This is a genomic window from Lentzea sp. NBRC 102530 (genome assembly GCF_030269365.1).
GTDB lineage: Bacteria > Actinomycetota > Actinomycetes > Mycobacteriales > Pseudonocardiaceae > Lentzea.
The window spans coordinates 132,531-156,055 of record NZ_BSTF01000005.1; the positions used below are offsets into that span (position 1 = coordinate 132,531).

Consider the following 23,525-nt stretch of genomic DNA (forward strand, 5'->3'; position numbering starts at 1 on the left):
GGTCAGCTTGCGGCGGCGGTCACCAGTGCGTTGCCGCTGCCCGTGCGGCCCGTGACCGTCAGAACGGCGTCGCCCAGCGGTTCCGGCGAGACGTCGAAGTCGCTGCGGGCGGTGCCGGACGTGGACACCAGGTCGATGCGGGCGAGCGTGCCCTGCCTGATGCCGACGCGGATGTGGCCGGAGCCCGTGCCGAGCTGCAGTTCCCCGGCCGCGGCGTCGGCGACGGTCAGGTCACCGCTGCCGGTGCGCACCTGGACGTTGCCCTGCACGGCGCCCAGCCACACGTCACCGGTGCCGGTGATCAGCGTGGACGTGCCGCCGATGGACGACACCTCGACGTCACCGCTGCCCGTCTTGGCCTTCAGCGACGACAGCATCGTGCCCAGGCGCACGGTCCCGGCACCCGAGTTCACCTTGGCCTCACCGGTCGCGCGGTCCGCGGACACGCTGCCCGTGCCGGTGTTGAGGTCCAGCCGGCCCGCACCACCGGTCACGATGACGTCGGCCGCGCCCGTCCGTGACGCCACGTGCGACCCGACGGGTGCCGTCACCACCACCGAGAGCGGCACGGCACGCAACGGCAGTGCCTTCGACGACTCGATGCGCAAACGGTTGCCCAGCAGTTCGACCCGTGCGTCGCGCACGGCCTCCTCGGGACCGGACGGGGGAGCGGCCTTCTCGGTGCCGAACTGGCCGCTGACCCAGCTCAGCACGCTCGACAGGCCCTCGGTCCACGAGTTGCCCGCCGCCGGGTCGTGCCGCACCTCGACGTGCACGCCCGGCGCGTCGACGAGCTGCACCTGCACCCGGCCGCTGAGCAGCGAGATGTCGATCTCCGCGACACCCGCGAACTCGAAGCTCTGCTGACGCACCACGCCGGACGGTTCCGCGGTGGGCTCTGAAGTCGGTTCGGTCATCCCGTTCACCCCTGCACCCATCCGCGGACCCGCGAGCCCGACCCCGTGTTCCCGCTCCACCCCTGGTGCCGCTGGTGCTTCTGCTTGCCGTGCACCGCGCCGCCCACGGCCTGCTGGATGAACGAGTTCAGCGAGACGCCCTGGGCGGCCGCGGCGGCCTCGGCCTTCGACTTGAGCTCGTTGATCATGCGCAGCGTGATGCGGCTGATGTCACCCGTGGCGTCACCGGCGCCAAACAGTGGCACCTCCTGACGCGGGCCCGGTTCCGGCTCCGGCTCGGCGGATCCGGTGACGACCACCTGGACGTCCCGGCCGGCGAGCCGCACGTCCACGACCTGGCCGTCCAGCGAGGCGGTGACCTCCGCGGCGAGGTCGGAGAGTGCGTTCATGATCGCCAGTCGCGCGGCTGGCTCGAGCGCTGCGGACAACGCGGCGGCCGTTCGACGGGTGTTCTCGTCCCCCGCCGACGCGGCCGTCGCCAGGTCCTCGCGCAGTGACGCGATGTACGGCGACAGATCCATGACACCACTATGACGTCACTTCCGACATCGCGCAAGGAACTGGTGACGTCAGGACTAATGTCGGATCCATGCCGAGAGTGCGCTTGGTGGCGAAAACCGAGTTCATCCCACCGGACGACGTGCCGTGGACGACCGACGCGGACGGGGGCGCGGCGCTCGTCGAGTTCGCCGGCCGGGCCTGCTACCAGTCGTGGGACCGCTCGAACCCGATGACGAACACCAACGCGACGTTCCTGCACCACCTGCTCGACGTCGGCCACCTCGCCGCGTTCGAGCACGGCAGCGCGTCGCTCTACCTGACCGAGCTGCCGCGCTCGCTCACCCACGAGCTGATCCGCCACCGGCACTTCTCGTACTCGCAGCTCTCCCAGCGCACCGACCCGACCGACGTCGTCGAGCCGGACCTGATCGCGAAGGACCCGGAGCTGCACGCGCGGTTCGTCGCCGCGACCGAGGCGAGCCTCCAGGCGTACGAGGACCTCGTGCAGAGCCTGGAGAAGTCCGTCAACGGCCGGCGCGCGCGGCAGATCGCCAGGTCCGTGCTGCCCAACGCCACGGGCACCGAGATCGTGGTGACGGGCAACTACCGCTCGTGGCGGCACTTCATCGCGATGCGCGCCACCGAGCACATCAACGTCGAACTGCGCGAGCTCGCCGTCGCCTGCCTGCGCGAACTGACCGAGGCCGCGCCCAACGCGTTCGCCGACTTCGTCGTCTCGACACTCCCGGACGGCACAGAAGTTGCCTCCAGCCCGCTGGTGGTTGAAGGCTGAGCGGCATGAAGCGGCTCATCGTGGACGTCCTGCCCGGCGAATACGCGGTCTCGCGCCTGGCGGCGGACGCTCCGGTCCCCAGCGGGCTGCTCGACCTCACCGGCGTGCTGGTCTCCGTGATCAGGACCCCGGCCGAGCTGTCGGTCGTCGCGCCGACGTCGTTCGCACTGGACACCGACGTGGTGGAGAAGGGCTGGCGGCTGCTGACCGTGCGCGGGCCGCTGGAGTTCACCCTCACCGGCATCATGGCCGCGCTGACGGGCGAACTGGCGGCGGCGGGCGTCTCGCTGTTCGCGCTGTCCACATACGACACCGACCACCTGCTGGTGAAGCAGACCGACCTCGGTCGCGCGGTCAAGGCGTTGCGTGCCGCAGGTCACGAACTGGTTGTAGCGCCGGAAGCTTAGGAACCGATCCTCCAGTTGGCGGGTCTCAAGTACCGTCAACGCCCCCGGTTCCGAGTTTCAGGAGCGCACGTTGCACGGACAGGCAGTCGAACCGCGCGTCATCGCGGGCAGGTACGCCCTGGTGGCCGAGCTCGGCCGCGGTGGCATGGGCATCGTCTGGCGCGCGCAGGACCGGCACATCGGGCGCTTCGTCGCGGTCAAGGAACTGCACCTGCCGGACGGCATCGCGCACGAGGAACGCCGTGTGCTCGAAGAGCGCGCTCTGCGTGAGGCGCGCACGGCGGGCAAGCTCAACGACCCCGCCGTCGTCACCGTCTACGACGCGATCAACGAGAACGGCACGACCTACATCATCATGGAGCTGGTCGACGCGGCGACGCTGTCGACGTTGATCAGCACCCACGGCCCGATGCCGCAGAACCAGGTCATCTCGATGGCGCTGCAGGCGTTGTCCGCGCTCGAAACGGCGCACCAGGCCGGGATCGTGCACCGCGACGTGAAGCCCGGCAACCTGATGGTCCGCCCGGACGGCAAGCTCAAGCTCACCGACTTCGGCATCGCCCAGGCCGTCGACGACCCGCGCCTGACCACCAGCGGCAGCCTCATCGGTTCGCCCGCCTACATGGCGCCGGAACGCATCCACGGCCACGAGGCCGGTCCCGCGTCCGACCTGTGGGCCCTGGGCGCGACCCTCTGCTACGCCGTCGAGGGCTGGAGCCCGTTCGAACGCTCCTCCACGGCCTCGACACTGCACGCGATCATGAGCGAGACGCCGCGGCTGACCCGCGCGACGGGCGTGCTCGGCGCCGTGATCACCGGCCTGCTGATCGCCGACCCGAACGCCCGCCTGTCCGGCCCGCAGGCCCGCGCGATGCTCTCCAGCATCGGCAACCAGCCGACGCCGCCCACCGGCATCTCGCCCCAGCAGACGCAGCAGTACCAGCAGGCTCCGGCCGTCGACCCGGCGAAGAAGAAGCGCAACCGCATCATCGCGTTGGTCGGCGCGGCCGTCATCGCGGCGGCGGCGTTCACCGGCGGCATCTTCGTGCACAAGGCGTTCACCACGCCCGGCGGCAGCAGCGGCAGCACCGCGCTGACCTACGGCGAGGGCGCGGAGATCCCGGTGTTCGGCCTGTACGAGAACACCTGCGGCATCGGCGAGGTCGCGCCGACCAAGCTGCTCAACTCCGACATTCGCGAGGAGTGCGACAAGCCGCACGACTTCGAGGTGTTCGACGCGATCGACACCCTGCCCGTCGCGTCCAACCTGCCGGACGCCGCATATCCCGGAATCGACTCCCTGAAGAGCCTCGGGGTGGCACGCTGCGAGCTGACGCTGAACTCGCAGTGGATCAAGGACGGTTCGAAGCTCAAGCTCACCACCCTGGTCCCGAGCGAGAGCGCGTGGACCAAAGACAAGAGCGGCAACGCCGAGCGCAAGATCTGGTGTCTCGCCGGTGCCAAGGACGGCAGCAAACTCGACGGCACGATCAGTGCGAAGAAGGACAACTGACAAGTGAAGCGACGGATCATCTCCGCGTTGTTGGTCCTCGGCACGGCTGCCGCCCTCACGGCGTGCACCAGCAACGAGGACAAGTTCGTCTCCGAGCTCAAGGCCGCGGGGTTCAGCAACCCCGGCGAGCCCAGCACGGAGACGGAGAAGAAGACCAAGAAGGTCGGCAAGCGCACGATCAAGTCCAAGGACAAGACCATCGAGGTGATGGTCAACGTCAAGGGGTGCGAGCTGGAGTTCGCGAAGACCTCGGGGCAGTCCGGCTACTGGCTCGACGAGCTGCACGTCAACGGGCAGGAGCCCGACTGGCCCGGCTACCCCGAGAACCTGAAGCGCGACCAGGTCGAGAAGCTCCTCGCGGACAACTCGTCCAAGCCCGCCGGGTTCAAGGACTGCTACAAGCCGTAGCGAGACCCGGCTGTGGTGGAATGGGGGAGTGAGTCTCGCCCGTGATGAGCGCAAGGCCCTGGTCGACCTGATGACCGAACTCGGTCCGGACGCGCCGACGTTGTGCGGCACCTGGTCGACCAAGGACCTGGCCGCGCACCTCGCGATCCGCGAGCGCCGCCCCGACACCGCGCCGGGCATCGTGCTGCCCGTGTTCGCGAAGTGGACCGAGAAGGTCCAGGAGGACTACACGCACAAGGCGTGGAGCGAACTGCTCGACCTCGTGCGCACGCCGCCGTTCTGGATCTCGCCGTTCGACGACCTGATCAACACCGCCGAGTACTTCGTGCACCACGAGGACGTGCGGCGGGCACGGCCGGACTGGGAGCCGCGGCCGTACGACGCCCGACGTGAGGCAACGCTGTGGAAGGTGCTGCCGATCACCGCTCGCATGACGTACAAGTCGTCGCCCGTCGGCGTGACGCTCGTACGTCCTGATGGCGACCACATCGTCGCCAAGCAGGGCGCGAACGGCGTGGTGATCACCGGTGAGGTGGCCGAGCTCGTGATGCTGGCGTTCGGCCGCGACGAGGCCCGAGTGGAATACAGCGGTGACGCCGACGCGGTGCAACGGGTGCGGTCGTTGAACCGAAGTGTGTGAACTCGGGTAGTTTCTGCGCATGCCCGCAAGCCCCTACGCAGCGCCGAACCGCCCGTTCGGCCGCGTTCTCACCGCCATGGTCACGCCGTTCGACTCGCGCGGCGAGGTAGACCTCCCCAAGGCGCAGGAACTCGCGAAACACCTGGTGGACCTGGGCAACGACGGTCTCGTCGTGAACGGCACCACCGGGGAGAGCCCCACGACCACCGACCGGGAGAAGACGGCGCTGATCACGGCCGTCGTCGAGGCCGTGGGCGACCGCGCGACCGTGGTGGCCGGTGCGGGCACCTACGACACCGCGCACAGCATCCACCTGGTGCAGCAGGCCGAACGGGCCGGCGCGCACGGCGCGCTGGTCGTGACGCCGTACTACTCGCGGCCGCCGCAGGAAGGCCTGCTGGCGCACTTCACCGCCGTCGCGGACGCCTCCGAGCTGCCGGTGATGCTCTACGACATCCCGCCGCGCGCGATCGTGCCGATCGAGGTCGACACGATCCTGCGGCTGGCCGAACACCCGCGCATCGTCGCCGTGAAGGACGCCAAGGGCGACCTGCACGCCGGCAGCCGGGTGATCGCCTCGACCGATCTCGCCTACTACTCGGGCGACGACCCGCTGAACCTGCCGTGGCTCGCCGTCGGCGCCGTCGGGTTCGTGAGCGTGATCGGTCACCTCGCGGCCGACCGCCTGCGGGACCTCCTCGAAGCTTTTGAAGCCGGGAACGTGGCCCGGGCGAAGGAAATCCACGAGTCGCTGCTGCCGTTGCTGCGACCCTTCCGCCGGGTTCCCGGCGTGACGTACACGAAGGCGGCGCTGCGCCTGCGCGGACTCGACGTGGGTGATCCCCGTCTGCCGCTCGTGCCGGCCGCCGCCGAAGACATCGAGGCCATCGCGGCCGAACTGGGAGTCAACGCGTGACCCAATCGACCGAACTGCCACCCGCACTGCCGGAAGGCGGCCTCCGCGTCGTCGCTCTCGGCGGAATCGGCGAGGTCGGCCGCAACATGACCGTCTTCGAGCACGCCGGCAGGCTGCTCGTGGTCGACTGCGGAGTTCTGTTCCCCGAGGACGATCAGCCCGGCGTGGACCTGATCCTGCCCGACTTCCGCGCCATCGAGGACCGGCTCGACGCCATCGACGCCATCGTCCTGACGCACGGCCACGAAGACCACATCGGCGCGGTTCCGTTCCTGCTCAAGCTGCGCCCGGACCTGCCGGTCGTCGGCTCCCGGTTCACGCTGGCGCTGCTCGCCGCCAAGTGCCGCGAGCACCGGCAGAACCCGCGCCTGGTCGAGGTGCGCGAGGGCGAGCGGCGCCCGTTCGGGCCGTTCGAGCTCGAGTTCTTCGCCGTCAACCACTCGATCCCGGACGCGCTGGCCGTCGCCATCCGCACGTCCGCCGGCCTGGTGCTGCACACCGGTGACATCAAGCTCGACCAGTTGCCCCTCGACGGGCGGTTGACCGACCTGGCCGGCTTCTCGCGCCTGGGCGACGAGGGCGTCGACCTGTTCCTGGTCGACTCGACCAACGCCGAGGTGCCCGGCTTCGTCGTGCCGGAACGCGAGATCGGCCCCGTGCTCGAGAACGTGATCCGCAAGGCCGACCAGCGCGTCATCGTGGCGTGCTTCGCCTCGCACGTGCACCGCGTCCAGCAGGTCCTCGACGTGGCCGTGCAGTACAAGCGCAAGATCGCGTTCGTGGGCCGCTCGATGGTCCGCAACATGGGCATCGCGGCCGACCTGGGCTTCCTGAACGTGCCGGACGGCCTGTTCGTCGACATCGACGTGGCCATGCGGATGGAGGAGGACGAGGTCATCTTCGTCTCCACCGGCTCGCAGGGCGAACCGCTCTCCGCGCTGTCCCGCATGGCCCGCGGCGAGCACCGCCAGATCTCGATCCGCGAGGGCGACACCGTCATCCTCGCGTCGTCGCTGATCCCCGGCAACGAGAACGCGGTCTTCAACGTCGTCAACGGCCTCGCCAAGCTGGGTGCCACCGTCGTGCACCAGGGCAACGCCAAGGTGCACGTCTCCGGCCACTCCCCGGCGGGCGAACTCCTGTTCCTCTACAACGCCGTGCGGCCGTCCAACGTCATGCCGGTGCACGGCGAATGGCGCCACCTCCGCGCGAACGCCGCCCTGGCCGTCGCCACGGGTGTCGCCGAGGACCACGTGGTCATCGCCGAGGACGGCGTCGTCGTCGACCTGATCGACGGCAAGGCAGCGGTCTCCGGCCGCGTCGTCGTGGGCCACGTCTACGTCGACGGCCTGTCCGTGGGCGACGTCGGCGAATCGACGCTGTCCGACCGCCTGGTGCTGGGCGAGGGCGGCTTCATCTCGATCTCCGTCGCCATCGACACCGCCACCGGCCGCGCCGTCGTGGCGCCGACGATCTCGGGCCGGGGCTTCTCCGACGACCCCAAGGCGCTGGAGGCCGTCGTGCCCCTCGTGGAGATGGAACTCGCGCGCACCGAGGCCGAGGGCATCACCGACACGCACCGGGTCGCGCAGGCGGTGCGCCGCGTCGTGGGCCGGTGGGTCGCGGAGACGTACCGCCGTCGTCCGATGATCGTTCCCACGGTCATTCCGGTGTAACCCGTTGGTGTGAAAGCGGTTCAGGGCGTGACCCTGCTGTGATCTGCGTCCCCCTCGTCCGATAAGGTTTGATCCCAGACCATGGACGAGGGGGTCGCCCTATGGCCGGTAATGACGTCTTCAACCCACCGGGCAAAGAAGACATTCTTCTCCCACCGATCTTCAGCTGGCACGAGCCGTTCGGCCTGCCGTTCACCTTCGAGGTGACGAAGCCGCAGGTCCTGCTGGTGCTCTCGGTGGCGATCATCCTGACTTTCTTCCTGGTCACGACCAGGAACCTGAAGATCGTGCCGTCCCGCTGGCAGTTCGCCGCGGAATCGGTCTACGACTTCGGCCGCAACACGATCGCGCGCGAACAGATCGGTGCCAAGGAATTCGCGCCGTACGTTCCGTTGATCGTCAGCATCTTCAGCTTCGTGCTCGTGAACAACCTCTACGGGCTGATTCCGCTCGTGCAGTTCCCGACGTTCACGCACAGCGGGTTCCCGATGGCGATCGCATTGATCATCATCTTTCCGCTCTACCACTACGTGGGCATCCGCAAGTTCGGGCTCAGGGGCTACCTGCGCAACCAGTTCGTCATCCCGGACGTGCCGAAGCCCGTGTTGTGGGGCCTGCTGATCCCGACCGAGGTCATCCTCAAGTTCTTCTTCGACCCGTTGAACCTCGCGCTGCGGGTGTTCGCGGCCATGTTCGCGGGGCACCTGCTGATCCTGGTGTTCACGCTCGGCAGCGAGTTCGTGCTGTTCAACGCGCCGATCTACCTCAAGCCGGTGTCGGTGATCGGCTTCGCGCTCGCCATCGCGCTGTTCTTCCTGGAGGCGCTGGTGCAGGTGTTGCAGGCGTACATCTTCGCGTTGCTGTCGGCGCACTTCATCGGCCGCGCGCTGGCGGAGCAGCACTGACGTGGGCAACTACGTGTCGGTGCGCGGCTGGCTCGAGCTGTCGCACGAGCAGCGCGACGCGGTGCGGGAGGTCGTGGCGGCGCACCACCACGACCTCTACTCGGCCGGGTGGGCGGTGCCGGAGAAGCCGTTCAACTGGACGTTGTACGTCACGTACGGCGGCGACCTGCGTGTGCAGGCGTTGGACTGGTTGCGCACGCAGGTCGCCGCCATCGCGAAGTTCGCGGACGACGACGGCGACCATCCGGTCGGGTTCTTCCTGCTGACCGGCGAGGTCGACGACGCGCGGGCGTGGATCGTGCGCGACGGCGAGGTGCACGAGGGTGCGCCTCCCGGGGAACTGCGCGCGATCGTGCGTTAGGGGCGCTGGCACACCAGGTGCAGCGACTCCTCGGGCGTGGCGCCGGGGTAGGACGGGGTGAACACCGGCCGGCTCCGGCGCACGACCCGCAGGCCGACTTCGGCGAGGTGCGCCTCGTAGTTCTCCTCGGAGAACGACGACACCTCGATCTCCTGCCCCATCCAGGGCAGCGTCACCTTCTCGACGTCGATCGCCACGGTCGCGAGGAAGAAGTGGCCGCCGGGCCGCAGCCACGTCGAGATCTGGCCGAGGGTCCGGACGATCTCGGCCTGGGACATCTGCAGCAGCGAGAAGACGGCGCAGATGACGTCCCACGAGCCAGGGGGTGACTCGAAGTCACGGATGTCGATCTTGTGGAACGTCGCGTCCGGCACCTGGGATGCCGCGAGGTCGACCATCACCGGGGACACGTCGAGGCCGGTGACCTTCATGCCCGCCTTGGCGAGGGTGCGGGCGACGGGAACGCCCGTGCCGCAACCGATGTCGAGCACGCGCGAGCCGGACGGCTGCGTCGCGGCGAACCAGGCGAGGGTGCCGTGCAGGGCGGGCTGGTGCGACCAAGCGCGTTGGTACTCCAGTCCGAGCGTGTCGAAGACCTCGGCCGCGTTCATTTCCCCGCCCCTCATTTCGACCCAATCCACCTGAGTGAAGTGTGGAGAACCTCTCTGAACGCCTTCTGGATGGCTTCTGGACGAAAACTGACGGTAGGTTGCTGGGTGAACGCGGACAGCGACGAAGTGAGACGTAGGGTGCGGAACGAGTTGCGCGTCAGCTTGCTGGGCGCGCTCGCGGCCGCGGTGGACGGTCAGGAGCTGACGCTCGGCCCGCCGCGGCAAAGAGCCGTGCTCGCGGTGCTCGCCCTGCGCGCGAACCACGTCGTGTCGCGCAGCGAACTCATCGACGCCGTGTGGGGCGACGACCCGCCGGCCAGCGCCGACAACGGCATCCACACCTACGTCGCCGGCCTGCGCAGGCTCTTCGAACCCGACAGGGCGTCGCGCGCGCCGAGTTCCGTGCTGCTCTCCACGGACGCTGGATACTTGCTGAGGCTCCCTTCCCGTTGTTCGGACGCCGCCGTGTTCCGCGCGCACCTGGACGAGGCCGGAAGGCTGAGGGACCAGCCCGAACAGGCGCTCAGCGCGTTCGACGCGGCGCTCGGGCTGTGGCGGGGCATCGCTCTGGACGGCGTGCCCGGGCCGTTCGCCGCGGTCGAACGCGCGCGCCTGGCCGAACTGCGGCTCACGGCCGTGGAGCAACGTGCGGCCTTGATGCTCACGGTCGGGCGTGAGACCGAAGTGGCCACGGAACTCACCACGCTCGTGAGCGCGCATCCGTTGCGTGAACGGCTGCACGGCGTGCTCATGTCCGCGCTGTACCGCGGCGGCAGGCAGGCCGAGGCACTCGCGGTCTACGCGGACCTGCGGCGGTTGCTGATCGACGAGCTCGGCATCGAGCCCGGCCCGGAACTGCGCCGGCTGCACGAACAACTCCTCGTCGGCAGGCCCGACCCGCAGCCCGCACCCGCCGCGCCCGCGCTGGTGCCGGTTCAGCTGCCGCACGAGATCCGCGACTTCACCGGCCGCGAGAAGGAACTCGCGAAGCTCGCCGAGGTCGTCCCGCACGACCACGCGCCGGTGCTCGTCGCGATCACCGGCACCGGAGGCGTCGGCAAAACCGCATTGGCCGTGAGGTTCGCGCACCAGGTCGCGGCGCGCTTCCCGGACGGGCAGCTGCACGTCGACCTGCGCGGGTTCGACTCGTCGGCGCCGCCCGTGCAGCCCGCCGCCGCGTTGCACCAGCTGCTGCAGAGCCTCGGGGTGCCGTCCGAACGCATCCCGGACGACCTGCCCGCGAAGTCCGCGCTCTACCGCAGTGTCCTCGCGGGCAAACGGGTTCTGGTGCTGCTCGACAACGCGCGGCTGGCCGAGCAGGTCCGCCCGCTGCTGCCGGGCCGGTCGACGTCGATGGTGCTGGTGACGTCGCGCAACCACCTCGGCGGCCTGGTCGCCCGCGACGGCGCGCACTCCCTGACGTTGTCGACGCTCACCCGCGACGAAGGCCTCGCGCTGCTGACGTCCGCCGTCGGCGCCGACCGGGTGGCCGCCGAACCCGAGGCCGCCGCCAAGCTCGTCGAACTGTGCGGGCACCTGCCGCTGGCCGTCCGGATCGCGGCCGAACGCGTGGTCACCCGGCCCCACCTGACCCTCGCCGACCTCGCCTCGGACCTCGCCGACGAGCGCGACCGGTTGAACGTGCTGGCCACGGGCGACGACGAGGACACGGCCGTGCGCGCCGCCTTCTCGTGGTCGTACCTGGCGCTGAAGCCCGACGCCGCGAGGACCTTCCGGTTGATCGGCCTGCACCCCGGCGCCGAGATCAGCCTGAACGCGGTCGCCGCGCTGGCGGGTGTGCCGGTGTCGCGCGCACGGACGTTGCTGGACGTGCTCGCGGGTGGGCACATGCTGGAGGAGGTCTCGCGCGGCCGGTACCGGCTGCACGACCTGCTTCGCCTGTACGCCACGGAACTCAGCGCCACCGAGGAGTCGGCCGGCGGTCGCGACGAGGCCGTGGCACGCCTGCTGGGCTGGTACTTCGACACGGCGAACGCGGCCGGTGCGATCATCGCGCCGCCGGACCACCCGTCGTTCCTGCTGCCGCCACTGTCCACTCAGGACTTCACCTCGCACGACGAGGCGTTCACCTGGTGCCGCACGGAGTCCTCGAACCTCCTCGCGGTGACGCGGCTGGCCGAGGAGCACGACTCGCCGGCGGCCTGGCGGATCCCGCTGGCGCTGTGGAACTACTTCATCGTGTCGAGCGCGCTCGACGAGTGGATGCGCACTTACCGCGTCGCCGAACGCAGCGCGGCTCGCGACGGCAACCAGGCCGCACGCGCGTGGGCGGTGCACGGTCAGGGGCTCGCGGCGTTCCGCGGCGAACGGTTCGCGGACGCGCTGGAACTCTTCGACCGCGCCCTGGCGCTCCGGCGCGAGATCGGTGACCCCGCCGGTGCCGCGTGGAGCCTGACCGGCCTCGGCATGGCGTACGGCGGCCTGCGCCAGTTCGACCTGGCCGTCGACCGGTTCGGTGAGGCGCTGCGGGGGCACGCCGAGGTGGGGTCGTGGTTCGGCGAGGCGGGCACCCGCCTGTTCCACAGCGACATCCTGCGTTCGGCCGGCCGGTTCGACGCGTCGCTGGCGTCGGCGCGGACGGCGTTCGACCTGATGGACGCGCACGACGCCGTGCACGGCAAGGCGATGGCGCTGGTCAGCATCGGCTGGGCGCTGCTCGGCCTGGGGCAGCCGGTGGAGGCGCGCGAGTCGTTCCGGCACGGGATCGCGTTCCTGCGGGTGCTCGGTGACCGCAAGAGCCTCGCGGAGGCGTTGCACGGCCTGGGGGAGACGAGCGCGGGCCAGCCGGAGGTCGCGCGGACGCACCTGCTGGAAGCGTTGACGATCTACGAGGACTACGACCACCCGCGCACGCCCGAGGTGCGCGCACGGCTGCACGAGCTTGCCTAGGGGCGATCCCTGATGTGCCTGCCGCAATAGGTAGGCAAGCTACATGTCATGCAGAAGCGCGCTCGAACCCTGTTGGTGTGGTTGCACGTCGTGACGTCGGTCGGCTGGCTCAGCCAGGCCGTCGCGTTGCTCGCCCTGCTGCTTCACGGGATGAAGACGGGCGACGTGAACGCGTTCAAGATGGCGCGCTTCCTCGACCACGGCGTGCTCGCGATCATGGCGAACATCAGCGCGTTCAGCGGGTTCATGCTCAGCGCGACGACGCCGTGGGGTTACTTCCGGCACTGGTGGGTGCTCGCGAAGTTCGTGATCACGGTCAGCCAGCTCTACGTGGGGATCTTCATCCTCAGCGGCAACCTGGCCCAGGCGATCGACGGGCACACGACCGTGTGGATGCCCGTCGGCACGGCGTTGATGATCAGCGCGATCTCGTTCCAGGCCTGGCTGAGCGTCGCGAAACCGTGGGGGCGCACGCCGTGGGCGGACCCGAAGGTCAAGCTGCCCACGGCGAGCGCGGGGACGTTCCTCGCGTGCCTGGCCATCGCGGGCATCGACTTCGGCCTCGGACTCTGGATGGGCAACCCGATGCCGCTGACGATGCTGGTGACCGTGCTCGCCTACTCGATCAGGCGGGCCGCCAGGGCGAGGAGCCGGTCGTCGGACGGGTCGGGTCGTGGAACTTCGGCACGTCCGGCTCGTCCAGGCGCAACGGCACCAGGCCCTCGGTGATCGACTGCATGATCCGTTCGTGCGCACGCCGGGCGTCGCCCATGGTCTCGGCGTTGAGGTCGGACAGTTCGACGGGCTTGCCGAAGTGCACCTTGAACGTCGGGCGCCTGCGCACCGCGCGCAGCCACGACGTGAGGTACGGCAGGAGGTCCCTCCAGCCGCCGACGCTGAGGTTGCCCCAGTACACGGCCTCGTGCGCGCCCCACTGGCTGATCGGGACGACCGGGATCGAGCCGCCGAGCGCCATCCGCGCGACGCCGGTCTTGCCGCGCTCCGGCCACATGCCGGGATCCAGGGTGATCTTGCCCTCGGGGTAGACGGCGATCGGGTCGCCGCCCGCCTGGAGCGCTGCCACGGCCCGGTGCATGGCCTCGCCGACGTTCGCCGACGCCCGGTCGACGCGCAGGTGACCGCACGCCTTGAGCGCCGGGCCCATGACCGGCGCGTCGAGCAGGCCGCCCGCGAGCATGAAGCGCGGGTTGACGCCGATCTTGCGGCACGCCGCGATGAGCACCATCGGGTCGAGGTTGCCGATGTGGTTGGAGGCCAGCAACAACGGCTTGCCGAGCAGTTCCGGCGGGATGTCGCCCGAGACCTCGAGCTTGCCGGTCAGCGCGATCAGGCCACGGTCGACCACCATGAGCACGCGCCAGAAGAGCGGTGTGGACACGCGGGGCAGCGTACGGCGTGTCGCGCGGACACCGTGCCGGATCCGGGGAACCATGAGGTTTCGCACGCGTCCCAGTTGCAAACGGGGCTGGTGAGACGCGAGGGACTACCTTATACACATGGCCGGGCGCACAGGGACTTCGAGAAAGACCACGTCACGCGGCAAAGCACCAGCCAAGCCGCGGGCGCGATCCACCGCGTCCAGGAAACCCGCTCCACGCAAGAGCGGCGGTGCCATCAGCGCCGTGTGGGGTGCTCTGGGCCGCGGTGTCGGCAGCCTCGTGCGCACCGCCAGCCGCACCAAGGACCTCGACCCCGAACATCGCCGGGACGGCCTCGGGCTGTTGCTGATCGCGCTCGCCGTGATCACCGGCGCGGGCGTGTGGTGGCAGGCGGGCGGACCGGTCGGCCAGTGGGTCGACGTGGCCGTGCGCAGCTCCGTCGGGTTCCCGGCGGTGATCGTGCCGGTGGTGCTGCTCGGCATCGGCGTGACGCTGATGCGCACCGACCCGAAGCCCGACGCGCGACCGCGGTTGATCATCGGCTCGTCGCTGATGATCATCGGCGTGCTCGGCATGTTCCACCTCATCGGCGGGCTGCCGATGGAGCCGGTCGAACGCCGCGACGCCGGTGGTGCGCTCGGGTACCTGGCCGGCGGGTTCCTCGCCCAGGGGCTGACGCCGTGGGTCGCCGGGCCGTTGCTGTTCCTGATCTTCGGGTACGGCCTGCTGGTCGTGACCCACACGCCGATTCGCCAGGCGCCCGAACGCATCCGCTCGTTGCTGCACCCCGGCGCGGCCAAGGAACCCACGACGGACGAGGAGCCGGAGGAGGAGCCGAAGCCGGTCCGCCTGCGCCGCCCGTCCCGCCGCCGCCAGGCCGTGGAGCCGGTCGAGGAGATGCCGGAACTACCCCTCGAGGAGCCGGAACCGGAACCCGCGCCGAAGCCCGTCGCCAAGAAGGAGAAGGCGGCCGCCGCCGCCGCTCCGGACATGGCCGTGCGCGCCGTCGAGGGCGACTACAAGCTGCCGCCGCCGGGGATCCTGAAGGACGGCGACGCGCCGAAGTCCCGGAGCAAGGCCAACGACCAGATGATCGAGGCCATCACCGGGGTGCTGGACCAGTTCTCGATCGACGCCCAGGTCACCGGCTTCACCCGCGGCCCGACGGTCACGCGGTACGAGGTCGAGCTCGGCCCCGGCGTGAAGGTCGAGAAGATCACCGCGCTGACCAAGAACATCGCGTACGCCGTGGCCACCGACAACGTCCGGCTGCTGGCGCCGATCCCCGGCAAGTCCGCCGTGGGCATCGAGGTGCCCAACAGCGACCGCGAGATGGTGCGCCTGGGAGACGTGCTGCGTTCGCCTTCGACGTTGAAGGACACGCACCCGATGGTGATCGGCCTCGGCAAGGACATCGAGGGCCACATGGTCACCGCGAACCTGACGAAGATGCCGCACCTCCTCGTCGCGGGCTCCACGGGTTCCGGTAAGTCGTCGTTCGTCAACTCGATGCTGGTGTCGCTGCTGGCCCGTGCCACGCCCGACGAGGTCCGGATGATCCTCATCGACCCCAAGATGGTGGAACTGACGCCGTACGAGGGGATCCCGCACCTGATCACGCCGATCATCACGCAGCCGAAGAAGGCCGCGGCGGCGCTGGCGTGGCTGGTCGAGGAGATGGAGCAGCGTTACCAGGACATGCAGGTCAACCGGGTGCGGCACGTCGACGACTTCAACCGCAAGGTGAAGTCCGGCGAGATCACCGCGCCGCCCGGTTCCGAGCGCGTCTACCGGCCGTACCCGTACATCATGGCGATCGTCGACGAGCTCGCCGACCTGATGATGACCGCGCCCCGTGACGTCGAGGACGCGATCGTCCGGATCACCCAGAAGGCCCGTGCGGCGGGCATCCACCTGGTGCTCGCCACGCAGCGGCCGTCCGTCGACGTCGTCACCGGCCTGATCAAGACGAACGTGCCGTCGCGCCTCGCGTTCGCCACGTCGTCGCTGACCGACTCGCGGGTCATCCTGGACCAGCCCGGCGCCGAGAAGCTGATCGGCATGGGCGACGCGCTCTACCTGCCGATGGGCGCGGGCAAGCCCGTCCGCATCCAGGGGGCGTTCGTCGGGGACGAGGAGATCTCGTCGATCGTCGAGTTCACCAAGAACCAGGCCCAGCCCGAGTACACCGACGGCGTCACCGCGCAGAAGGCCGGCGAGAAGAAGGAGATCGACGCCGACATCGGTGACGACCTCGAACTGCTGGTGCAGGCGACCGAACTGATCGTGACGTCCCAGTTCGGGTCCACGTCGATGCTGCAGCGCAAGCTGCGGGTCGGGTTCGCCAAGGCGGGGCGCTTGATGGACCTGCTGGAGACGCGCGGGGTGGTCGGGCCGTCCGAGGGCTCCAAGGCCCGCGAGGTGCTGATCAAGCCGGACGAGCTGGAGAGCGTGATCTACCTGATGCGCGGGGGCGGACCCGGCGACGACGAGTGAGGCCCGCCCCGCGCGGTGACTACTTCAGGCCCGCCTTCTGGATGCTCGTGGCGGTGGAACTGGCGCTGCCACCGAACTGGCGGACGGCGGCGTAGTACAGGTCAGCGGTGCGCTTGCAGGCCCAGTTCGAGCCGCACTGGTGGTACATGTCGGACTTGAAGTTGTTGTCGATGCGGAGGCGGTTCGCCTCGGTCCACCGGCCCTGGCGCTTGTAGTTGCGGTAGCCGAAGTCGTGGCGGTGGCACGTCGGCAGGAACTTGAAGCCGAAGGGGTTGTCCGGCGAGTACGAACAGCCGTCGGAGGACCAGTCGAGCTGGCCCGCGTACGGCTGTTGTGCGCGCAATGTTGTGAACTGGCTGATGCTCTTGGAGTACAGGTAGTCGTCGGTGACCGCGACGATGTCCACGGCTTGTGCCGGGGTGCCCGTGAAGATCAGGGCGATCGAGGCGGCGGCACCCACGAATGCCGAGCGCAGGGTCTTCGACATGGCGAGCTCCTCGGATTGTGAGCAGGGTCTCGCCAGTTGTAGCGGGTGATCGACTGTCCTCGGTAGACACGATCTGATGAACGTCAGGTGCCCGGATGGCCACAGGCGATCGCGGTGGCCACCCGGAGTTCACGGGGAAGTCCCAGCGCTTGCAGCATTTCGTGGTCTGCTACTCCGCCGAGCAGACAGCCGCCGAGCTTCTGTTCGGCCAATCGGAGGCAGATCGTCTGCGCGGCGGCGCCCGCTTCGATCAAGCCGAACCGGCCGGCGCGTTCGCCGTACTTCTCGAACGAGTCCCTGTCCGTCAGCACCAGGACGATCGTGAGCGGCGGGGTGTCCGGGGTGCCGAGTATCTCGGGCAGGTTCTCGGGTGCGGGACCGATGTCCTGCAGCGCGTGGCGGCGGATGTCGTAGCGGACCGCGCGGCCGTTCACGAAGGCGTAGCAGCGCAACGGGTCGAGCCCGCCCGCCGACGGGTAGCTGTGGTCGGTCAGCGCGCCGAGGACCGTGCCGAGTTGCCGGTCGGTCAGGGGCTTGCGGGCGAAGTCGCGGGTGCTCCTGCGCGCCTGGAACAGCTTCTGCAGCCGGTCCTTCGGGCGGGGGAGCGGCGCCGGGGTCGTGGGGAGTTCCAACGGGTCGATCGGCTGCCGCGCCGGGCGGAAGTCGCGGAGCTGGTCGCCCAGCCTGCGCTGGTGCAGGACGGAGAAGCGGCTCGCGGCCCAGAAGTCGTCGAACACGGGTCACCCCAGTGGATGTGGTGCGGGATTGGGGAACGTGCCGGGCGAGGCGTGCGGGTAGCGCCAGTCGAGTTCGCCGGTGCGTCCGGCGACGTGCGGCCAGTGGTGGTCGGAGTGCAGCGGGGCCAGGTCCGGCGAGAGCACCCGGACGCAGTGCAGGCCGACCGCCGAGAGTTCCGGTGTGGTCAGTTCGTGATAGGCGAGGCGGATGTGTTCGTCGGCCAGGGCGTGCACCAGTTCGGTCAGTTCCGCCGCTGTGCCTTGGGAACGTGCGTTTGGCGGTGGTTCCGTCTCGATCCCCCGGAACCACGGGAGGCCGTCCCACTGCTCGGGGTTCGTGGCGTAGTAGGCGGCGTGCTCGTCGAAGTCGGTGACGTCGGTGACGGGCGCGGTGCCGTTCCGGGCGAGCCAGACCTCGACGAACACCGTGCCCTGGACCCATTCCTCGTAGGCCTTCCGCACGGCCTCCTCGGTCGTCGCGCGGCAGGCCAGACCCAGGGTCGGGCGTGGCCTGCCCGCGATCGGGAGCGAGCCCGCGACGGCCACCACCGGGTGCGGGCTGTAGGCCGGGGTCAGGTCGAACGCCTGGGCGCCGTGCGGCAGTCCGGCCTCGAAGCGGGGAGGGGCGAGGGAGTGCAGCCAGGTCGTGGTGAACGCGTCGCGCTCGACCAGTTCCTGGACCGCCCGGAGCAGGGCGCTGGTCGTGGACGGTCCCGCGGCCAGGCCTGAGGACGTCGCCGGGAGGCCGTACGCCGGGTCCAGCGCCACCAGGCCCGCCGGGACGCGGATCGGCGTGTTGCCCGGGAGCGTCCACGCGGTGGTGTACCTCGTGTCGACGTATCCCTTGCGGTAGCGGTAGTTCGGGGACACGCGCTGCTCGACCGTGTGCAGGCTGAAGTGTTCCAGCGGCCAGCACTCGCCGGTCGTCGCCGTCTCCAGGTGCGCACGTGCGGCCGCGTGGCGTTCCAGGGCTTCGGCGATGGCAGCGGTCCTGGTGGTGCCGCCGGAAGTGCCGCCCGTGGCGAAGGGTTCCGGGACGGCGGCCCAGCCCTCGACGTCCACATCGGACAGACTGTGCGGCACGGGGTGCAGTTGCGAGACCACGCCCTGGCGCCAGCCGACGGCGCGTTCCGCGAGCGCCTCCGCCACGGTCCTCACCGCTTGCTCCGGTAGTGCCGGAAGAGGAGGTGACCGCACGCCAGTGCGCCGAGCACGTAGAGCACGCCGACCACCACCGCCGTGACCTCGTGGGTGGCGGCGACGGGGCCCAGGACCAGCAGCACGGCGAACGGTTCGAGGCACCACAGGGCGATCCACCCGAGCAGCCTGCCGAAGCTGTGCAACGGCTTGGGCGACTTCGCGACGTAGCCGGCCACCACCGACCAGGACAGCGCGGCGACCGCGGCGGCACCCCACCAGCCCCGGTGGAGGTCGAAGACCGCGCCCATCGTGACGAACGGCAACACGACGACGAGCAACGGGAAGACGGCCGCCGGCAACACCAGCAGACTGCGCGGCCGCGGCAGCTCCGCGGTGTCCCGGTGCAGGGCCGCCGGGATGTGCACGGCGGCGCCGACCGAGGAAACCGCGCAGCAGCAACAACAACAGCAACAGGTGGGCGTCGCGGCGCTCGCGGCGGCCGCACCGGGTGAGAACTGGTCAGGTAACCGGACTGCCGTCGCGTTCAAGGTTCCCCCAAGGAAGTGACACGCGCCCGACCTCGACGGTGGGGCAGATCTCGCACCCGGCCGCGGGCAGCACGCTCTCGCGGGTCGTCGTGAACTCGTCGAGGTGGACGGTGACGACCGTGTCGAGCAGTGCGAGCGAGCCGTTGCGGATGTTCTGGATCGCCTGCAGGGCAAGGGAAATCGGGAACTCGTAGGTCATCGCGGCCGGCTGCGGGGGAGGCGGCGGATCCCCCCACCGCCGCCCCGCCCGCACCGCGAGGCACGCCAGGCACGCGCCGGCCCCGGGCACCACGAAGGGCCCGACGGCGGCGGTGTGGTGGTACGCGAGGTCCAGCAACAGGTGCGGAACCTCGGTCTCGCGCGCCACCTCGACCAGGTCGAGCAGCGTGCCGGTCGTCCGCACCACGAGCAGGAGTTCCGGATCCTCGTTGTGCGGCAACAGCTCTGCCAGCCCGGCGGGTGCCTCTCCGACGACGCGCGTGCCGACCCCCATCGGCACCGCCACGTCGTCCCGAGGCAACCCGGCCGGGCGGAGAGCGCCCAGGGTCCTCAGCTGGGCCAGGTACTGGCGAACCGGTTCCCCCAACCGGTTCTCGTCGACCGTTCGAGCCACTCCCCTCGACACCGGCTCGAACAGGCCTGCCAGCGCCACGGCCACCGCCCTGGGCAGGTCCGGGATCAGGTACGCGAGATCGGCTCCCGCGTACACGACAAGGCCTTCGTCTCGTACTTGTGCGTGCCAGGCGGGATCAGCGACCAGGCTCATCCTCGTCCCCCCTTTGCAGGAAGCGTTCGATCTCCTGCTCGCTCGGCAGATCACCGGCCGGGTCCATGAGGTTCTCGGCGATCGGCGGCAACGGCTGCTCGGCCCACGCGGGCTGGTAGTCGTCGCTGGGCAGCAGCCCGTGCCGCGACGCGAACTCCTCCGCCGCGTCCCGGATCGACTCGCGCAGCGTCCCCACCACCGCGGTCTCCGCCGTGTACGTCAACTCGACCAGCAACGCCCGCACGTTCTCCAACTGGTTCTCGTCGCCCGCCTTCCGCGCGAGCTCCGGCCAGAACTGCCGTTCGAACAACCGCACGAAGTCCGCCGCCACCGCGTCGGTCGCCGTGCGCAGGCGCGTGAAGCTGTCCATGACGTCATCGCTGGGCACCCTGAGGCCGGCCAGCCGACCGCCCGCTTCGAGTGCCCAGCGACGCGCGTGCGGCCAGCCGTACTTCCACCGCACCAAGCCCAACCGCATAGCCCGGAGGAGGAGTCGCGGTTGGACGTCTCCCATCGGAACGAGGTGCCGGATGTCGCGCACCTTGATCCGAACCCAGTCGTCGGGCCCCTCGGTCTCGCCCATGCCGAGCACCGCGGCGACCGACTCGCCCTTCTCACGTGCCTGAATGAGTTCCGCGATCGCCGGCAACGAGAACCCCCGCTGCTGCAACCGCTGCACCAACGTCAACCGCTCGACGTGCGAGGCGTCGTAGTACGCCACGCGTCCCTGCCGTCTCGGCGCGTGCAGCACACCCTTCGTCTGGTACATGCGAATGGTGCTGCTGGGCAGGCCGATCCGGGCAGCGAGCTCGTCGACGGTCAGCGATTCGGACACGCCTGAGATCCTGGCGTGCTCCGGTTCTTTGAGTCAAGACTCTTCGAGTGATTACTCGAAGAGTTACAACTCCAGGAGCATCCGGCTGTTGCCGAGCGTGTTCGGCTTCACGTAGCTCAGGTCGAGGAACTCGGCCACACCCTCGTCGACCGACCGCATGATCTCCTCGTAGACCTCGGGGCTCACCGGCGTTCCCTCGATCTCGACGAACCCGTGCTTGTTGAAGAACTTCGTCTCGAACGTGAGGCAGAAGATGCGGCCGAGCTGCAGCTCCTTGGCCGTCGCGATGAGCTGGGCCACGATCCGGTGGCCGACGCCCTTGCCCAGCGCCAGCGGGGACACCGCGACACTGCGGATCTCGGCCAGGTCCTCCCACATGACGTGCAGGGCGCCGCAGCCGAGCAGCTCGCCGTCCTCCTCGGCCACCCAGAACTCCTGGACCGCCTCGTACAGCGTGACCAGGGGTTTGGCCAGCAGGACCTTGCCCGCGTACCCGTCGATCAACGCCTTCATGGCGCGCACGTCGCTGGTGCGGGCGCGCCGCACGACTACCCCACTGGTCACAACCGTCAAGTATGGGCCGCACCCGGTTGCCCGCTGCGGGCAGTGGTCGGGACAGTGAAATCTTCCAGCTGGCGGAGTTGCAGCCGAGTTTGTGCGGTTTACTTGCGCAAGACGACCTGAGAGTCCTCGATGGAGGTGGTTAGGGTGCTCAGGAGCTTCCGCTTGGAGAACCATCGCTCGTTCCGGGACGAGCACGAGTTGTTGCTCATGCCCGCGTACGCCAAGGAGCGCGAGGCGCTGCCGGTCGTCGCGATCTACGGAGCCAACGCCTCGGGCAAGTCGAACCTCCTCGACGGTCTGCGGTTCATGGCGGACGCGGTGAAGAACTCTTTCGCCTCGTGGGGGCCGGACGCGGGGGTGGTCGGCCGTCGCGCGTTCAAGCTCGACGCGGGGAAGTGGGGAGAGCCGTCAACGTTCGTGGTCGAGCTGATCCAGGACGGGGTGCGGTACACCTACGGCATCGAGGTGGACGACGAACGTGTCCTGGAGGAGTGGCTGTACAGCTACCCCGAGAAGCGCAAGCGAGTGCTGTTCGAGCGCATCGGTGACGAGATCAAGTTCGGCAGCACGCTTGAAGAGTCGAAGTCCGTGCTCGAGGTGCTGGAGAAGACGCTTCGGCCGAACTCGCTCCTGGTGAGCCTCGCCGCGCAACTCAACGTGGCGTGGGTGCTGCCGGTGTACCGCTGGTGCGTGAACTCATTGCGGTTCAGGGAGAGCACTGACGGGCTGGTTCTGGAATTTGAGATCGCAAGTTTCTTCCAGAAGCGCCCGGAGCTGAGTCAAGAGCTGGTTGGTCTGGTTCGTGCTGCTGATGTCGGAATCGATGATGTCGTCGTTGTCAGGGACGAGGGTGTGGAATCATCGGCAGTTCGGGATCTGGTGGTCGATGAAATTTCTGACCTGGGGAAATTTCATCGCGCGCTGGACATTGTGGGATGGGGAGGTCGTAGACGACCAAGAGTCCAGGTGGTTCATCATGGATGTTCGGAGCCGTTTCTCCTCGAAGAAGAATCGGCCGGGACCCGGTCGTGGTTGAGTGTGCTCCCCTCGGTGCTGGCTGTCCTCCGCGACGGGGGCTGCCTGATCATCGACGAGATCGACGCGAGCCTGCACCCGTTGCTGACGATGCGCCTCATCTCGCTCTTCAACGACCCGCATGCGAATCCGGCTGGTGGCCAGCTCATCTTCACCACGCACGACGCGACGCTGCTGAACGCACCTTTCTCCGAAGAGGTTTTAGCTCGTGACGAGGTGTGGTTCGTGGAGAAGGAACGAGAGAGCGGGGCAAGTTCGCTCTACCCGTTGACCGACTTCAAGCCGCGCACTGAAGATAATCTCGAACGCCGCTACCTCGCCGGCCGCTATGGTGCGGTACCTGAACTGTTCGAGGACAAGTTCGCGGAAGTCGTCCGGGGTGGCCGTGGCGAGGCGTGACCGGAACAGGGAGAACTCGCAGACGCGTCGAGGTCGCAGCAGGGAACTGCGCCCGGCGCACGTTCTCATCGTGACCGGAGGCGAGTGCACCGAGCCCGCCTACTTCACCGGGCTCGCGCGGGCACGCGGAGCGCGCGTCAAGGTGCGGTCGAAGACGGACTCGCCCAAGAACCTCGTGAAGTACGCGGCCGGGATCTTCACCAGTGACGAGTACGACAGCGTGTGGTGTGTCGTCGACGTGGACGACTTCGACATCGAGGGCGCTCGCGCAGAGGCGCAACGCCTGGGCGTCGAACTCGTCGTCTCCGAACCCTGTTTCGAGCTGTGGCTGCTGCTGCACTTCACCGACCACCGCGGTCACGTCGACAACGGCAAAGCCGCGTGCAAGCTGTTGGCCAAGCACGTCCCGGCCTACGACAAGAAGCTCGACTACGCGACGTTCGACGGCGGCGTCGAGGCCGCGATCAAACACGCCAAGGCGCTCGAGCCCGGTAACCCGTCGACCGACGTGTGGCGTCTCGTAGAGGTGCTCTTGCAGCACTGAGTTCAAGCGCCGGGAC

25 protein-coding genes are annotated in these 23,525 nt (G+C 69.0%); 14 read left to right on the plus strand and 11 right to left on the minus strand.

Going from position 1 to position 23,525, the window contains the following annotated elements; translation table 11 throughout:
• Positions 1-2 precede the first annotated feature (2 nt).
• Entirely contained in the window at positions 3-917 is a 915-nt protein-coding gene (locus QSK25_RS14940) for a DUF4097 family beta strand repeat-containing protein (RefSeq protein ID WP_285638829.1), read from the minus strand.
• Between the two features lie 5 nt (positions 918-922).
• Complete coding sequence (locus tag QSK25_RS14945; RefSeq protein WP_285638830.1) at positions 923-1,438, minus strand: toxin-antitoxin system HicB family antitoxin; 516 nt, start codon at positions 1,436-1,438, stop codon at positions 923-925.
• Between the two features lie 68 nt (positions 1,439-1,506).
• On the opposite strand from QSK25_RS14945, the gene thyX reads away from it, so the two are divergent.
• The 9 genes from thyX to QSK25_RS14990 all read left to right on the plus strand — a co-directional run bounded on the left by thyX (position 1,507) and on the right by QSK25_RS14990 (position 9,037).
• On the plus strand, positions 1,507-2,211 hold the full coding sequence (gene thyX / locus QSK25_RS14950) for an FAD-dependent thymidylate synthase (protein ID WP_285638831.1): 705 nt from the start codon (positions 1,507-1,509) through the stop codon (positions 2,209-2,211).
• A gap of 5 nt (positions 2,212-2,216) precedes the next feature.
• Positions 2,217-2,618: an ACT domain-containing protein gene (locus QSK25_RS14955; RefSeq protein ID WP_285638832.1), complete on the plus strand. Its 402-nt coding sequence runs from the start codon at positions 2,217-2,219 to the stop codon at positions 2,616-2,618.
• Positions 2,619-2,688: 70 nt separating this feature from the next.
• A complete protein-coding gene (locus tag QSK25_RS14960) occupies positions 2,689-4,131 on the plus strand; it encodes a serine/threonine-protein kinase (protein WP_285638833.1) in 1,443 nt (480 codons plus the stop codon).
• Between the two features lie 3 nt (positions 4,132-4,134).
• Positions 4,135-4,539, plus strand: coding sequence for a hypothetical protein (locus QSK25_RS14965; RefSeq protein WP_285638834.1), 405 nt, complete (start codon positions 4,135-4,137; stop codon positions 4,537-4,539).
• Between the two features lie 28 nt (positions 4,540-4,567).
• Positions 4,568-5,179, plus strand: a complete 612-nt coding sequence (locus tag QSK25_RS14970) for a TIGR03085 family metal-binding protein (RefSeq protein ID WP_285638835.1) — start codon at positions 4,568-4,570, stop codon at positions 5,177-5,179.
• A 19-nt stretch (positions 5,180-5,198) separates the two neighbouring features.
• Positions 5,199-6,095 carry a 4-hydroxy-tetrahydrodipicolinate synthase gene (gene dapA, locus QSK25_RS14975; protein ID WP_285638836.1) on the plus strand — a complete coding sequence of 299 codons (897 nt, stop codon included), beginning with the start codon at positions 5,199-5,201 and terminating at the stop codon, positions 6,093-6,095.
• Positions 6,092-7,771, plus strand: a complete 1,680-nt coding sequence (locus QSK25_RS14980) for a ribonuclease J (protein WP_285638837.1) — start codon at positions 6,092-6,094, stop codon at positions 7,769-7,771. Before dapA ends, QSK25_RS14980 begins: the two co-directional genes overlap by 4 nt.
• Before the next feature lie 101 nt (positions 7,772-7,872).
• Positions 7,873-8,676, plus strand: coding sequence for a F0F1 ATP synthase subunit A (atpB, locus tag QSK25_RS14985; protein ID WP_285638838.1), 804 nt, complete (start codon positions 7,873-7,875; stop codon positions 8,674-8,676).
• Between the two features lies 1 nt (position 8,677).
• Positions 8,678-9,037: a hypothetical protein gene (locus QSK25_RS14990; protein ID WP_285638839.1), complete on the plus strand. Its 360-nt coding sequence runs from the start codon at positions 8,678-8,680 to the stop codon at positions 9,035-9,037.
• Here the strand turns inward: QSK25_RS14990 and QSK25_RS14995 are convergent.
• The gene (locus QSK25_RS14995) at positions 9,034-9,648 is read right to left on the minus strand and encodes a class I SAM-dependent DNA methyltransferase (RefSeq protein ID WP_285638840.1); all 615 of its coding nucleotides are present in this window, start codon (positions 9,646-9,648) and stop codon (positions 9,034-9,036) included. The two genes, QSK25_RS14990 and QSK25_RS14995, sit on opposite strands and share 4 nt — an antisense overlap.
• 138 nt (positions 9,649-9,786) lie before the next feature.
• On the opposite strand from QSK25_RS14995, the gene QSK25_RS15000 reads away from it, so the two are divergent.
• Together QSK25_RS15000 and QSK25_RS15005 are read left to right on the plus strand one after the other, a co-directional pair.
• On the plus strand, positions 9,787-12,558 hold the full coding sequence (locus QSK25_RS15000; protein ID WP_285638841.1) for an AfsR/SARP family transcriptional regulator: 2,772 nt from the start codon (positions 9,787-9,789) through the stop codon (positions 12,556-12,558).
• A gap of 48 nt (positions 12,559-12,606) precedes the next feature.
• Complete coding sequence (locus QSK25_RS15005; protein ID WP_285638842.1) at positions 12,607-13,287, plus strand: hypothetical protein; 681 nt, start codon at positions 12,607-12,609, stop codon at positions 13,285-13,287.
• Here the strand turns inward: QSK25_RS15005 and QSK25_RS15010 are convergent.
• Complete coding sequence (locus QSK25_RS15010) at positions 13,184-13,927, minus strand: lysophospholipid acyltransferase family protein (RefSeq protein ID WP_285639383.1); 744 nt, start codon at positions 13,925-13,927, stop codon at positions 13,184-13,186. The two genes, QSK25_RS15005 and QSK25_RS15010, sit on opposite strands and share 104 nt — an antisense overlap.
• Before the next feature lie 148 nt (positions 13,928-14,075).
• Between QSK25_RS15010 and QSK25_RS15015 the strand changes: the two genes are divergently transcribed.
• Complete coding sequence (locus QSK25_RS15015) at positions 14,076-16,454, plus strand: DNA translocase FtsK (RefSeq protein ID WP_285638843.1); 2,379 nt, start codon at positions 14,076-14,078, stop codon at positions 16,452-16,454.
• A 19-nt stretch (positions 16,455-16,473) separates the two neighbouring features.
• On the opposite strand, the gene QSK25_RS15020 is transcribed toward QSK25_RS15015, so the two are convergent.
• From QSK25_RS15020 to QSK25_RS15050, 7 genes are all read right to left on the minus strand, one after another.
• On the minus strand, positions 16,474-16,941 hold the full coding sequence (locus QSK25_RS15020) for a phospholipase (RefSeq protein ID WP_285638844.1): 468 nt from the start codon (positions 16,939-16,941) through the stop codon (positions 16,474-16,476).
• 83 nt (positions 16,942-17,024) lie between these two features.
• On the minus strand, positions 17,025-17,678 hold the full coding sequence (locus QSK25_RS15025; RefSeq protein WP_285638845.1) for a nitroreductase family protein: 654 nt from the start codon (positions 17,676-17,678) through the stop codon (positions 17,025-17,027).
• Between the two features lie 3 nt (positions 17,679-17,681).
• Entirely contained in the window at positions 17,682-18,836 is a 1,155-nt protein-coding gene (locus QSK25_RS15030) for a YcaO-like family protein (RefSeq protein WP_285638846.1), read from the minus strand.
• Positions 18,833-19,243, minus strand: a complete 411-nt coding sequence (locus QSK25_RS15035; protein ID WP_285638847.1) for a hypothetical protein — start codon at positions 19,241-19,243, stop codon at positions 18,833-18,835. The genes QSK25_RS15030 and QSK25_RS15035 overlap by 4 nt, the downstream gene beginning before the upstream one ends.
• Positions 19,244-19,337: 94 nt before the next feature.
• Positions 19,338-20,132 (minus strand): hypothetical protein, encoded by a 795-nt coding sequence (locus QSK25_RS15040; protein WP_285638848.1) that lies wholly within the window; start codon positions 20,130-20,132, stop codon positions 19,338-19,340.
• The gene (locus QSK25_RS15045; protein WP_285638849.1) at positions 20,116-20,967 is read right to left on the minus strand and encodes a MerR family transcriptional regulator; all 852 of its coding nucleotides are present in this window, start codon (positions 20,965-20,967) and stop codon (positions 20,116-20,118) included. The genes QSK25_RS15040 and QSK25_RS15045 overlap by 17 nt, the downstream gene beginning before the upstream one ends.
• Positions 20,968-21,030: 63 nt before the next feature.
• On the minus strand, positions 21,031-21,531 hold the full coding sequence (locus QSK25_RS15050; protein WP_285638850.1) for an amino-acid N-acetyltransferase: 501 nt from the start codon (positions 21,529-21,531) through the stop codon (positions 21,031-21,033).
• Between the two features lie 144 nt (positions 21,532-21,675).
• Here QSK25_RS15050 and QSK25_RS15055 point away from each other — a divergent pair, with 144 nt between their 5' ends.
• Positions 21,676-22,965, plus strand: a complete 1,290-nt coding sequence (locus QSK25_RS15055; protein WP_285638851.1) for an AAA family ATPase — start codon at positions 21,676-21,678, stop codon at positions 22,963-22,965.
• A gap of 70 nt (positions 22,966-23,035) precedes the next feature.
• Positions 23,036-23,509: an RloB family protein gene (locus QSK25_RS15060; RefSeq protein WP_285638852.1), complete on the plus strand. Its 474-nt coding sequence runs from the start codon at positions 23,036-23,038 to the stop codon at positions 23,507-23,509.
• Positions 23,510-23,525: the final 16 nt, after the last annotated feature.

Coding starts and splice junctions, on each gene's coding strand:
- QSK25_RS14940 (WP_285638829.1), bottom strand. CDS start 917: ATGACCGAACCGACTTCAGAGCCCACCGCGGAACCGTCCGGCGTGGTG.
- QSK25_RS14945 (WP_285638830.1), bottom strand. CDS start 1,438: ATGGATCTGTCGCCGTACATCGCGTCACTGCGCGAGGACCTGGCGACG.
- thyX (WP_285638831.1), top strand. CDS start 1,507: ATGCCGAGAGTGCGCTTGGTGGCGAAAACCGAGTTCATCCCACCGGAC.
- QSK25_RS14955 (WP_285638832.1), top strand. CDS start 2,217: ATGAAGCGGCTCATCGTGGACGTCCTGCCCGGCGAATACGCGGTCTCG.
- dapA (WP_285638836.1), top strand. CDS start 5,199: ATGCCCGCAAGCCCCTACGCAGCGCCGAACCGCCCGTTCGGCCGCGTT.
- atpB (WP_285638838.1), top strand. CDS start 7,873: ATGGCCGGTAATGACGTCTTCAACCCACCGGGCAAAGAAGACATTCTT.
- QSK25_RS14995 (WP_285638840.1), bottom strand. CDS start 9,648: ATGAACGCGGCCGAGGTCTTCGACACGCTCGGACTGGAGTACCAACGC.
- QSK25_RS15005 (WP_285638842.1), top strand. CDS start 12,607: ATGCAGAAGCGCGCTCGAACCCTGTTGGTGTGGTTGCACGTCGTGACG.
- QSK25_RS15010 (WP_285639383.1), bottom strand. CDS start 13,927: ATGGTGGTCGACCGTGGCCTGATCGCGCTGACCGGCAAGCTCGAGGTC.
- QSK25_RS15015 (WP_285638843.1), top strand. CDS start 14,076: ATGGCCGGGCGCACAGGGACTTCGAGAAAGACCACGTCACGCGGCAAA.
- QSK25_RS15020 (WP_285638844.1), bottom strand. CDS start 16,941: ATGTCGAAGACCCTGCGCTCGGCATTCGTGGGTGCCGCCGCCTCGATC.
- QSK25_RS15040 (WP_285638848.1), bottom strand. CDS start 20,132: ATGAGCCTGGTCGCTGATCCCGCCTGGCACGCACAAGTACGAGACGAA.